Here is a 12,901-nt window from a genome sequence, read left to right on the forward strand (position 1 = left end):
GCATGACGGCGGCACGGCAACACCCACCCATCCACATCGTCGGCGTTCCGGTGGACGTCGGCGCCGGCCAGAAGGGCGCCTCGATGGGGCCGGCGGCGCTGCGCCTCGTCGGGCTGGTGGAGACGCTGGAGGGGCTGGGCCTGACGGTCCGCGACCTCGGCGATGTGGCGCCGAAGGGTGGGGAGCATCAGGACGACGACCGCCGCGCCCGCATCGCCGGCTGGTGCCACGCGCTGGCCGAACGCTCCTACGGGGTGATGCGGGAGGGCGCCTTCCCGGTCTTCCTCGGCGGCGACCACAGCCTGTCGATCGGCTCGGTGTCCGGGATCGCCCGCCATTGCGCCGAGGCCGGTCGCCCGCTGTTCGTGCTGTGGCTCGACGCGCACGGCGACTTCAACACGCCCGCCACCTCGCCGTCGGGCAACATCCACGGCATGCCGGCTGCCTTCCTGTGCGGCGAGGAGGGCTTCGACGGCTTCGTCCCGGCCGCTTACCGCGCGCCGGTCGATCCCTCCCACGTCCATCTCTTCGGCATCCGCTCGCTCGATCCCGGCGAGCGGGCGCTGCTGCGGACGCGCGGGGTGGAGGTCGCCGACATGCGGCTGATCGACGAGTACGGCGTCGCCGTGCTGCTGCGCCGGATCATCGAGCGGGTGCGGGCGGCGGACGGCCATCTGCACGTCAGCCTCGACATCGACTTCCTCGACCCCTCCTTCGCGCCGGCCGTCGGCACCGCCGTGCCGGGTGGCGCCACCTACCGCGAGGCGCACCTGATCATGGAGATGCTGCACGATTCCGGCATCGTCGGCTCGCTCGACATCGTCGAGCTGAACCCGATCCTCGACGAGCGGGGCCGCAGCGCCCAGGCGCTGGTCGATCTGGCGGCGAGCCTGCTCGGCCGCCGCATCCTGGACACCCCGGCGCATGCCTTGACACGGAGCCTCTGACCATGATCCCCAACCTGAACATCGTCCCCTTCGTCAGCGTCGACCACATGATGAAGCTGGTGCTGACCGTCGGCGTCGAGCGCTTCCTGTCCGAGCTGGCCGGCTATGTCGAGGAGGATTTCCGCCGTTGGGAGGCGTTCGACAAGACGCCGCGCGTCGCCTCGCACAGCGCCGAGGGCGTGATCGAGCTGATGCCGACCAGCGACGGCCGCAACTACGGCTTCAAATACGTCAACGGCCACCCGAAGAACACGCGCGAGGGCCGGCAGACCGTCACCGCCTTCGGCGTGCTAGCCGACGTCGCCACCGGCTATCCGGTGCTGATGTCGGAGATGACGATCCTGACGGCGCTGCGCACCGCCGCGACCTCGGCGGTGGCGGCCAAGCATCTGGCGCGGCCGGACTCGCGCCGCATGGCGATCATCGGCAACGGCGCCCAGTCGGAGTTCCAGGCACTGGCCTTCAAGGCGCTGCTGGGCGTCACCGAGCTGCGGCTTCACGACATCGACCCGGACGCCACGGAGAAATGCGCCCGCAACCTCGGCGGGCTCGGCTTCGCCATCACCGCCTGCCGCTCCGCCCAGGAGGCGGTGGAGGGCGCCGACGTCATCACCACGGTGACGGCGGACAAGCAGTGCGCCACCATCCTGACCGACAACATGGCCGGGGCCGGCGTGCACATCAACGCGGTCGGCGGCGACTGCCCCGGCAAGACCGAGCTGCACCGCGACATCCTGCTGCGCTCCGACATCTTCGTCGAGTACACGCCGCAGACCCGCGTCGAGGGCGAGATCCAGCAGCTCGCACCCGACCATCCGGTGACCGAGCTGTGGCGGGTGATGACCGGCGCCGCTCCCGGCCGGCGCGACGCCCGCCAGATCACCCTGTTCGACAGCGTCGGCTTCGCCACCGAGGATTTCTCGGCCCTGCGCTACGTCCGCGACCGGCTGGCCGGCACCCGGCTGTACCAGGAGCTGGACATGCTGGCCGACCCCGACGAGCCGCGCGACCTCTTCGGCATGCTGCTGCGCGCCGCCGCCCTCGGCGCAGTCCCCGCGTAAAGGGGGGCGAAGGTTCGGGCTCTCCCACTTCCGACATCCCTCTTTCTCCGTCAGCCCCACGCCCAACTTGACGCCCCCAAAGGCGGGTGGAAAGATCGCTGCCGGCCCGACCCGCCGGGCCATGGGTGAGAAGGGCCTTGATGGAAAAGAATATTTTTCATTACATCTGGAAACACAGCGCAAGACAGCAAATCTTCATCGCCTTTTTGACGATCGCGTCCTTCCCGGTCCTCTACGCCTCGCTCGAACTGCCGAAGATCATCATCAACCGGGCCATCTCGGAGCCGGAGGAGCATCGCTCCATCCTCGGCTTCGCGCTGGAGCCGGTGCCCTACCTGCTGGTGCTGTGCGTCGCCTTCCTGCTGCTGGTTCTGGCCAACGGCGCCTTCAAGATGCGGATCAACACGCTGAAGGGCGTGGTCGGCGAACGGCAGGTGCGGCGGCTGCGCTTCACCCTGCTCGACCGCATGCTGCGCTTCCCGCTGCCGCACTTCTCCAAGGTCAGCCAGGGCGAGCTGATCTCCACCGTGACGGCGGAGACCGAACCGCTGGCCGGCTTCATCGGCGACGCCTTCGCCCAGCCGCTCTACCAGGGCGGCACGATGCTGACCATCCTGCTGTTCCTGTTCATCCAGGAACCGCTGATCGGCGTCGTCTCGGTGGCGCTGATCCCGTTGCAGGCCTACATCATTCCCAAGCTTCAGATCAAAGTGAAGCTGCTCGGCAAGGAGCGCATCCGCAAGGTCCGCCAGATCTCCGAGCGCATCGGCGAGAGCGTCGACAACATCCGCGAGATCCGCACCAACGGCACCATCCGCTATGTCGAGGCCGATTTCGCCAAGTACCTCGGGCAGATTTTCGATATCCGTTTCGAAATCTACCAGAGAAAATACTTCATCAAGTTCCTGAACAATTTCATCAACCAGATCACACCCTTCTTCTTCTTCTCGATCGGCGGCTATTTCGTTCTGAAGGGCGACCTGTCGATCGGCTCGCTGGTGGCGGCGCTGTCGGCCTTCAAGGACCTGACGGCGCCGTGGAAGGAACTGCTCGACTATTACCAGAACGCCTACGACGCCCAGATCAAGTTCGAGCAGATCTCCGAGCAGTTCTCGCCGCCCTTCCTGTTCGAATGGCCGGCCCCCGCCCCCGGCCTGCCGACCAACCTCCAGGCGCCCTACCGCATGGATCAGGTGAGCTGGACCAACGAGTACGGCGACCGGGTGCTGCACCGGCTGTCGCTCGACATCCCGCCGGGCGCCTTCGTCGGCATCGCCGGAGCCAACGCCCTGGCCCTGCGCCGGCTGGCCGAGATGATGGTCCGCCTGTCGCCGCCGACCTCCGGCCGCATCCTGATCGGCGAGCATCCGCTCGACACGCTGCCGCTCGACCTGCTGGGGCGGCGCATGGCCTACGCCGGCCCCGAACCGCACATGTTCACCGGCAGCATCATGCAGAACATGACCTACGGCCTGCGCCACCGCCCGCCGGAGGAGGATCCGGCGACCATGACGCCCGAACGCCGCCGCCAGATCCGCGAGGCCAAGGCGTCGGGCAACCCGCACGAGAGCATGGAGGACATCTGGACCGACTTCGCCCAGATCGGCGTCACCGACTGGCGCAGCCTGCGCCCCTGGCTGGTGCAGTGCCTGGAGGCGACGGGCGGCGAGGAGCAGATCTACCGCCGCGGCCTGCGCGAGGTCTTCGACCCCGACGACTACCCCTTCATCGCCGAACCGCTGCTGCGCGCCCGCCACCGGCTGCGCGACACGCTGGCCGAGCGCGGCATGGACGGCGTGCTCGAACGCTTCGAGCCCGACCGCTTCAACCCCCACGCCAGCCTGGCGGAGAACATGCTGTTCGGCCTGCCGGACGGCAAGGGCCTGACCATCGCCCGGCTCGTCTGCCACGCCAGCCTGCGGGCGCTGATGGAGGAGCACGGGCTGTGGGAACCGGCGGTCCGCATCGGCCGCCGTTTCTCGATGCGGGTCGTCTCGGTCTATCAGGACAGTCCCGACGGCGAGGTCCTGATGATGCGCTACCCGCACCTCGACGATGCGCTGTTCGAGGAGCTGGTGGAGAGCGTCAACCGGCTGCGGCGGCGCGCCGACCGGCTGGAGCGCCGCCAGTCCGAAAGCGACAAGCTGCTGTTCGCCACCATGTTCCTGATGATCGTCCCGACCCGCGACGGCGGCGATCTGGTGCCGCAGCCGCAGCAGGACGCGATCATGGCGATCCGCCGCCGTCTGCTCGGCGACCCGCCGGAGGACCTGCGCGAGGCGATCCTCGTCTTCGACCAGAACCTCTACCACGGCCGCCTGAACGTGCTGGACAATCTGCTGTTCGGCCGCATCACCACCGAGGATCCCCAGGTCATCGCCGAACTGCGCGCCCTGGTCGACCAGACGCTGCTGGAGACCGACGCGCGCGGCTACGTGCTGGTGTTGGTGGCGCTGGACGAGGTCGGGATCGGCGGCTCCCTGCTGCCGGTCGGCGTGCGCCAACGCATCCAGCTCGTGCGCGGGCTGCTGAAGAAACCGGACATCTTCGTCATCCATCAGGCCATGAACAGCTACGACCCGGCGGAGCGGCTGGAGATTTTCCGCCGCATGAAGGCCGCGCTGCCGACCATGACGATGATCGTGCTGGAGGACCGCATCGCCGACGATGCGGCCTTCGACCGCGTCTACGACCTGGAGGACGGGCGTCTGGTCCCGCGCGGCCAGGACACCGACCAGGACGAGGACGAGGGCGCCCCGGCGGGCGACCGCGGCACCGACGAGGCGGCGCTGCGCCTGATGTCGCGCTCGCCTTTGTTCGCCGATCTGCCCGAGACGATCCTGCGCCGTCTGCTCGGTTCCTCGGAATGGCGGATGGTGAAGGCCGGCGATTTCATCTACCGCAGCGGCGACACCCCCGAGTTCGTCTTCGTCATCGCCGAGGGCGAGGCCGAGCTGGTCCGCCTCCAGCCTGGGCGCGAGCCGCTGCACATCGCCTACATCAAGCCGCCGGAAGTCTTCGGCGACATGGAACTGCTGGCGGGAACCCGGCGTTTCTCGACCATCCGCGCGCGCACCGACCTGCGGCTGCTGCGGCTGGACGGCACGACCCTGTTGCGTATCCTGCCGTCCGTGCCAAGCTTGCCGATGCGGGTCATCCAGCAGATCGGCCGGCGCCTGACCAGCGAGGCGCCACCATGACCCTCTTCCGGCGGGCAGCGAGGACGGTGCGATGCTGAGGGTGGAGACTCTGTCGATCCGGTTCCGCCGTTCGGCCTCTCCCCGCCCGGCGGTGAGCGGCGTGAGCTTCTCCGTCGGGGCCGGGCAGAGCGTGGCGCTGGTCGGCGAATCCGGGTCCGGCAAGACGCTGACCTGCCGCAGCATCCTCGGCATCCTGCCACGCGGGGCCGAGGTGTGCGGCGGCTCCGTCCGCTTCGGCTGCAAGAAGGCGGGCGAGGTCGACCTGCTGACGCTGTCGCGGTCGGGCCTGCGCGCCATCCGCGGCAGCCAGATCTCCATGATCTTCCAGGAGCCGATGAGCGCGCTCTCGCCGCTGCACACCATCGGTGCCCAGACGGCGGAGGTGCTGCGCCTGCACGGCAACGCCTCCCGCTCCCAGGCCCGCGCCGAGTGCTTGGCGATGTTCGAGCGGGTCGGCTTTCCCGATCCGGAGCGCGCCTACCGCTCCTACCCGTTCCAGCTCTCCGGCGGGCTGCGCCAGCGGGCGATGATCGCCATGGCGATGGTCGGTCGGCCGCGCCTGCTGATCGCCGACGAACCGACCACGGCGCTCGACGTCACGCTGCAAGCCCAGGTGCTGGCGCTCATCAAGACGCTCCAGGCGGAAACCGGCATGGCGGTGCTGATGGTCACCCACGATCTCGGCGTGGTCGCCAACATGGCCGACGCCGTGGTGGTGCTGCGCGCCGGGCGGGTGATGGAATCGGGGGCCTGCGCCGACGTGCTTGGCCGTCCCCTGCACGGCTACACCCGCAAGCTGATGGCGGCGGCCCCGATGATCCCCGACTACCCGGAGGTCGCCCCGGAGGCGGCGGTATCCCCCACCGACGCCGCCACCGCCACCGCCCCCGTCGACGCCATCCTGGAGTTCCACGGCGTCGCCAAGACCTTCGAGCGCGGCGCCAGCCGGGTGAGGGCGCTGGCCGGAATCGATCTCCGGGTCCGGCGCGGCGAGACGCTGGCCATCGTCGGCGAATCCGGCTCGGGCAAGACGACGCTGGCGCGGCTCGCCATGCTGGCCGACCGGCCGGACCCCGGCGCCCGCATCCTGTTCCGCCCGGCGGCCGGCGCCGAGGCCGTCGACCTGTCGGCCCAGCCGCCGGACGCGCTGCTCGACTACCGCCGCCGCGCCCAGATGGTGTTCCAGGACCCCTACGCCTCGCTCAGCCCGCGCATGACGGTCGGCTCGATCATCGGCGAGCCGCTGACCATCCACGGCGTCTGCGACGCCGACGAGCGGCACCGGCGGGTGCGGGCACTGATGGCGCGGGTCGGGCTGGACCCGGCCTGGGCGACCCGCTACCCGCACGCCTTCTCCGGCGGCCAGCGCCAGCGCATCGGCATCGCCCGCGCCCTGGCGCTCGACCCGATGCTGCTGATCTGCGACGAGCCGACCTCGGCGCTCGACGTCTCGGTGCAGGCGCAGGTTCTGGACCTTCTGGAATCGATCAAGGAACGGCTCGGCCTCAGCCTGATGTTCATCTCGCACGATCTGGCGGTGGTCGCCCGGCTGGCCGACCGGGTCGTCGTCATGCGCGCCGGACAGGTGGTGGAGCAGGCGCCGCCGGCCGTCCTGTTCTCCGCCCCGGTCCACCCCTACACCCAGGCGCTGATCGCCGCCTCGCCGGAACCGGACGTGAACCGCCCCATCGACATCCGCAAGGTGGCGCTCGGCGCCGGCGCGCCCGATCTGTGGCCGGCGGCCTTCCGCCCCACGCCGGACGGACCGCCCCCGCTGGTCGAGGTCGCCCCCGGCCATTTCGTGCGGCGGGCGGCATGAGCCCGGCGCTCCGCATCCTGCTGGCGGCCCTGCTGCTGCTGCCGGCGCTGGCCCGGACGGCGCCGGCCCAGACCAATCCCGGCTTCGTCCCGCGCGAGACCCCGCCGCTGGGCGACGTGGCCACCTACGGCCTGCTGCCCCCGGTGAGCGCGCGGATGCCCGAGGAGCCGCTGATCGTCGATCTTCCGGCCAAGGGCCGGGAGTACGGCCAGCGCGGCGGCTGGATCCGCAGCTTCATCACCCAGCGGCGCAACAGCCGCATCGCCGCGCTCTACGGCTACGCCCGTCTCGTCGGCTACAACGAGAAGCGCGAACTGGTCCCCGACATCCTGAAGGCGGTGACGGTCGAGGAGGGCCGCGACTTCACCCTGACGCTGCGGCGCGGCCACCGCTGGTCGGACGGCGCCCCCTTCACCAGCGACGACATCCGCTACTGGTGGGAGGACATCGTCAACAACCCGATGCTGTCGCCGTCGGGGCCGCCGCGCTTCATGCTGGTCGACGGCAAGCCGCCGGAGGTTGCGTTCCCCGACCCGGTGACCGTCCGCTTCCGCTGGGCCTCGCCCAACCCGCATTTCCTCCCCAACCTCGCCGCCGCCCGGCCGCCCTTCATCTACCGGCCGGCCCACTACCTGAAGCAGTTCCACGCCCGCTACACCGACGAGGCGACGCTGGCCCCGCAGATCGCCAAGGCCAAGGTGCGCAACTGGGCGGCGCTGCACAACGCGCGCGACGACATGTTCCGCATGGAGAATGCCGACGAGCCAACGCTCCAGCCCTGGATGGCGGTGGCGCGCGGCAGCGGCTCCCACCTGCTGTTCCAGCGCAACCCCTACTACCACCGCTTCGACGCCAACGGCGTGCAGTTGCCCTACGCCGACGGGCTCGACGTGACGGTGATGTCCGGCGGCCTGATCCCCGCCCAGGTCGCCACCGGCCACGCCGACCTCCAGGCCGAGGCGCTGACCTTCTCCCAGGTCCCCGTCCTGGTGTCGGGCGAGGCGTCCGGCAACTACCGGACCCGGCTGTGGCCGTCGGGGACCGCGGCCGACATCGCGCTCTACCCCAACCTGAACTACAACGACCCGGTGTGGCGCGGGCTGTTGCGCGACGTCCGCTTCCGCCGCGCCCTGTCGCTCGCCATCGATCGCCGCATCGTCAACCGCTCGCTCTATTTCGGGCTGGCGCGCGAGGGCGGCGTCGGCGTGCTGCCCTTCAGTTCCCTCTACAAGCCGGAGCGCCACGGGCTGTGGGCCGAGTACGACCCCGAGGCCGCCGCCGCCCTGCTCGACGAGATCGGGCTGCCGAGGAAGCGCGGCGAGGCCTACCGCAGCCTGCCGGACGGCCGCCCGCTGGAGGTCATCGTCGAGACCACCGGCGAGAAACCCGAGGTCGCCGACACCTTGCAGATCATCGCCGAGACCTGGCGCGACGTCGGGGTGCGGCTGCTGGTGCGCACCGCCGACCGCGACGTGCTGCGCAACCGGGTCTATGCCGGCCAGGTGATGATGGCGGTGTGGTCGGGCTGGGACAACGGCGTGCCGGAGCCCGACAGCAACCCGGAGGAGCTGGCGCCGATGACCCAGGAGAATTTCTCCTGGCCGAAATGGGGGCAGTATTACCAGACCTCCGGAGCCGCCGGGGAGCCGATCGGCATGCCGGTCGCCGAGACCCTGATGCGGCTCGCCCATGATTGGGCGCACGTCGCCACCACCGAGGAGCGGCGGCCGCTGTGGGAGCGGATGCTGGACATCCACGCCGAGAATGTCCTGGTCATCGGCATCGTCGGCGAGGCGCCGCAGCCGGTGGTCGCCAGCAACCGCCTGCGCAACGTTCCGGAGCGCGGGCTGTGGCTGTGGGATCCCGGCGCCTTCCTCGGCATCTACCGCCCCGACGAGTTCTTCTTCGCCGATCCCCCGCCGAGGAGCTGAGGACATGCGTTGCCCGACCGCGCTTTCCGCGCCGACCAGATCCCTCTCCCGACCCGGGAGAGGGAAGGGGCCCATGCGCAGCATGGGAAGGGTGAGGGGCTATCCGAACATGGATCAAGTCGTACACCCGATAGCCCCTCACCCTCCCCACGGCATACGCCGCGGGTCCCCTCCCTCTCCCGGGGCGGGAGAGGGATCCTCTGGCATCCGGAGGAGCTGACCCGCCATGCTGCGCTTCATCCTCCGGCGTCTGCTGATCATGATCCCGACGCTGATCGTCGTGTCGATGCTGATCTTCGTCGTCATCAACCTGCCGCCCGGCGATTTCCTGTCCAACCAGATCGCCGAGCTGCGCGCCACCGGGCAGGAGGCCGGGCTGGCCAAGGCCGAGTTCCTGCGCCACGAATACGCGCTCGACCGCCCGCTGGCCGAGCAATACCTGATCTGGATCGGCGTCTGGCCAGGGCCGAGCGGCTTCAACGGACTGCTCCAGGGAGACCTCGGCTGGTCCTTCGAGTTCGGCAAGCCGGTCGCCGAGGTGGTCGGCGAGACGCTGTGGTTCACCGTGATCCTCAATTTCGCCGCCGTGCTGTTCGTCTATCTGGTCTCCTTCCCGCTCGGCGCGCTGGCCGCCATCCGCGCCAACAGCTGGGTCGACTACCTCGCCGCCGCCGTCGGCTACATCGGGCTGGCGACGCCCAACTTCCTGCTGGCGCTGATCCTGCTCTATTACGGCCAGAAATGGCTGGGGCTGCCGATCGGCGGGCTGGTCGACCCGCGCTACGAGAACGAGCCGATGAGCCTCGCCAAGCTCGGCTCGATCCTGCACCACCTGATCATCCCGACCATCGTCATCGGCCTGTCGGGAACGGCGGCGATGGTGAGGCGGCTGCGCGCCAACCTGCTCGACGAGCTGGGCAAGCCCTACGTCGTCACCGCCAAGGCCAAGGGCGTGCCGCCGGTGCGGCGGCTGACCCGCTACCCGCTGCGCATGGCGCTGAATCCCTTCGTCTCCGACATCGGCTCGCTGCTGCCCTCGATGGTGTCGGGGTCGGTGCTGATCTCGGTGGTGCTCAGCCTGCCGACCATCGGGCCGGCGCTGCTGGAGGCGCTGCGCGCGCAGGACCAGTTCCTCGCCGGCTTCATCCTGATGTTCATCTCGCTGCTGGTGTTGGTCGGCATGCTGATCTCCGACATCCTGCTGGCGCTGCTCGATCCGCGCATCCGCCTGACCAAGAGGTCGCGCTCATGAGCGAGACCCGGCCGAAACCGCAGGGCCAGAGGCCGCAGGACTGGCCGCATTACGTCGATCCCGAGCCCTGGTCGCCCGACGACGACGCCCTGCCCGCCTCTCGGCTCGATCCGGGAGCGTCGGCGGCGCGGCTGATGCTGACGCGATTCCTGCGCCACCGGCTGGCGGTGCTGGCGGCCCTGTTCCTCGGCTTCTCCTACCTCAGCCTGCCCTTCGTCAACTTCCTGGTGCCGCACGGCGCCAACGAACGCGACGTCGAGCATCTCTACGCCCCGCCGCAGGCCATCCACCTGTTCCACGAGGGGCGGTTCCTTGGCCCCTTCGTCTACCCGACGACCGGCCGCGCCGACCTGCGCGAGTATCGCTGGCGCTACGAATCCGACACCACGCGCCCGCTGCCGCTGCGATTCCTCTGCCCCGGCGAGCCCTACCGCTTCCTCGGGCTGGTCGAGGCGCGGCTGCGGCTGGTCTGCCCGCCGCCGGGCGGCAGCCTGCACCTGCTGGGCACCGACCGGCTGGGGCGGGACGTGCTGTCCCGGCTCGCCATCGGGGCACAGCTCTCGCTGACCGTCGGGCTGCTCGGCATCGCCGTGTCCTTCACCATCGGCGTCACGCTGGGCGGGCTGGCGGGCTATCTCGGCGGCTGGGTCGATGCCGGGGTGCAGCGCCTGTCGGAGATCCTGAAATCCCTGCCGGAGCTGCCGCTGTGGCTGGCCCTGTCGGCCGCCGTCCCGGCGCACTGGAGCCCGGTGACGGTGTTCCTCTGCATCTCGGTGATCCTCGGGCTGCTCGACTGGCCGAGCCTGGCGCGCGCGGTGCGCTCGCGCTTCCTGGCGCTGCGGGAGGAGGATTTCATCATGGCGGCCGAGTTGATGGGCGCCTCGCCAGCGCGAATCATCCGCCGCCACCTGCTTCCCAACTTCGCCAGCCACCTGCTGGCCAGCGCCACCCTGTCGATTCCGGCGATGATCCTCGGCGAGACCGCGCTGTCCTTCCTCGGGCTCGGCCTGCGCCCGCCGGCGACGAGCTGGGGGGTGATGCTGAACGACGCGCAGAATTTGATGGCGGTGGAGACCTACCCCTGGATCTCGGCGCCGATGATTCCGGTGATCCTGGTGGTGCTTTCTTTCAATTTCCTCGGTGACGGGCTGCGCGACGCCCTCGACCCCTACCACGACCAGTGAGGGAGAAAACCGTTGGCAAACCGGCGACCCGTTCCGATATTGCAACGCAACGCTGGGACATCGCAGCCGGCTGCACATTGCGCTTGAAGCCGGACGAAAAGCGTGTGAGGGCTTTTGCCACGGGGCAGCCCGACACCGAAGGCGACAGGACCGACCGACGCTTGACATCCCGAGACCCAAGGCTGGCGCCACGGCTCCAACACACCGACTCGCAACGGTTTTCCCGCTTCCAACGCGCAGCTGATGCGGAGTTCCCAAGCATGTCCCTGCCCCAGGCCGCACCGCGTTCGGACCACGGCGACCGGACGGCGCCGCGCATCCTGCTCTACAGCCACGACACCTTCGGGCTGGGACATCTGCGGCGCTCGCGCACGATTGCCCAAGCCCTGGTCTCGGCCTTTCCCGACGCCTCGGCCCTGATCCTCACCGGCTCGCCGGTGGCCGGGCGCTTCGATTTCCCCGAGCGGGTCGACCATGTCCGCCTGCCCGGCGTGGTCAAGCTCCAGGACGGCAGCTACACCGCGCAGAATCTCGGCCTGCCGATCGAGGAGATGACGGCGATGCGGGCGGAGATCATCCGCGCCGCCGCGCAGTCCTTCCGCCCGACCCTGGCGGTGGTCGACAAGGAGCCGACCGGTCTGCATGGCGAGTTCGTCCCCGCCCTGGAGATGATGCGGGCCAGCGGCCGGACACGGGTGGTGCTGGGGCTGCGCGACGTGCTGGATTCGCCCGACGCCCTCCAGCCGGAATGGGAGCGCAAGGAGGCGCTGACCGCCATCCGCCGCTATTACGACGAGGTCTGGATCTACGGCCTGCGCGAGGTCTACCAGCCGCTGGCCGGGCTCGACCTGCCGGCCGACGTCGAGGCGCGGTTGCGCTACACCGGCTATCTGCGGCGCGGAACGCCGCTGGAGGCTCCGGCGGACGCCCCCCCCTACGTGCTGGTGACGCCCGGCGGCGGCGGCGACGGCGGCGCGCTGATCGACTGGACGCTGTCCGCCTACGAGCACGACCCGTCGCTGGCCCCGCGCGCGCTGATCGTCTACGGCCCCTTCCTCGACGGGGCGATGCGCAAGGGCTTCGCCAAGCGCATCCGCCGCCTGAAGGGCCGGGTCGAGGCGATGGATTTCCACTCCCGCATGGAGGATCTCTACGCCGGCGCCATCGGGGTGGTGGCGATGGGCGGCTACAACACCTTTTGCGAGATCCTGTCCTTCGACAAGCCGTCGGTCATCGCCCCGCGCACCCGGCCGCGCATGGAGCAGCACATCCGCGCCGCCGCCGCCGAGGCGCTGGGCTTGACGCGGATGCTCGATTGCGAGCGCGACGGCACCGGCCCCCAGGTGATGGCCGACGCCATCCGCGCGCTCTCCAGCCAGCCGCCACCCTCGGCCAACCCGTTGCCCAGCCTTCTGGGCGGTCTGGACAGCGTGGTGGAGTTGGCCCGCGGCGCCATGGCCGACCTTTTGGAACCGGCCCCCCTGTGGGCGGCGCGGTCGGCGTGAGG

The 12,901-nt window shown here is 69.9% G+C and carries 8 protein-coding genes; all 8 read left to right on the top strand.

Annotated features, from left to right (window positions below; all coding sequences use genetic code 11):
• Positions 1-2 precede the first annotated feature (2 nt).
• The 8 genes from rocF (at position 3) to J2847_RS24095 (ending at position 12,899) form a co-directional block, all read left to right on the top strand.
• On the top strand, positions 3-947 hold the full coding sequence (rocF, locus tag J2847_RS24060; RefSeq protein ID WP_209781326.1) for an arginase: 945 nt from the start codon (positions 3-5) through the stop codon (positions 945-947).
• Between the two features lie 2 nt (positions 948-949).
• Positions 950-2,008 carry an ornithine cyclodeaminase gene (locus tag J2847_RS24065; RefSeq protein WP_209781327.1) on the top strand — a complete coding sequence of 353 codons (1,059 nt, stop codon included), beginning with the start codon at positions 950-952 and terminating at the stop codon, positions 2,006-2,008.
• Between the two features lie 140 nt (positions 2,009-2,148).
• On the top strand, positions 2,149-5,208 hold the full coding sequence (locus tag J2847_RS24070; protein WP_209781328.1) for an ABC transporter transmembrane domain-containing protein: 3,060 nt from the start codon (positions 2,149-2,151) through the stop codon (positions 5,206-5,208).
• 31 nt (positions 5,209-5,239) lie between these two features.
• Complete coding sequence (locus J2847_RS24075) at positions 5,240-7,027, top strand: ABC transporter ATP-binding protein (protein WP_209781329.1); 1,788 nt, start codon at positions 5,240-5,242, stop codon at positions 7,025-7,027.
• On the top strand, positions 7,024-8,958 hold the full coding sequence (locus J2847_RS24080) for an ABC transporter substrate-binding protein (protein ID WP_209781330.1): 1,935 nt from the start codon (positions 7,024-7,026) through the stop codon (positions 8,956-8,958). The genes J2847_RS24075 and J2847_RS24080 overlap by 4 nt, the downstream gene beginning before the upstream one ends.
• A gap of 226 nt (positions 8,959-9,184) precedes the next feature.
• Positions 9,185-10,210 carry an ABC transporter permease gene (locus J2847_RS24085; protein ID WP_209781331.1) on the top strand — a complete coding sequence of 342 codons (1,026 nt, stop codon included), beginning with the start codon at positions 9,185-9,187 and terminating at the stop codon, positions 10,208-10,210.
• Positions 10,207-11,394 (top strand): ABC transporter permease, encoded by a 1,188-nt coding sequence (locus J2847_RS24090; protein ID WP_209781332.1) that lies wholly within the window; start codon positions 10,207-10,209, stop codon positions 11,392-11,394. Before J2847_RS24085 ends, J2847_RS24090 begins: the two co-directional genes overlap by 4 nt.
• 260 nt (positions 11,395-11,654) lie before the next feature.
• Positions 11,655-12,899, top strand: coding sequence for a glycosyltransferase family protein (locus J2847_RS24095; RefSeq protein WP_209781333.1), 1,245 nt, complete (start codon positions 11,655-11,657; stop codon positions 12,897-12,899).
• The last annotated feature ends 2 nt before the right edge of the window (positions 12,900-12,901 follow it).

Source organism: Azospirillum agricola (genome assembly GCF_017876095.1).
In the GTDB taxonomy this organism is placed as follows: Bacteria; Pseudomonadota; Alphaproteobacteria; order Azospirillales; family Azospirillaceae; genus Azospirillum; species Azospirillum agricola.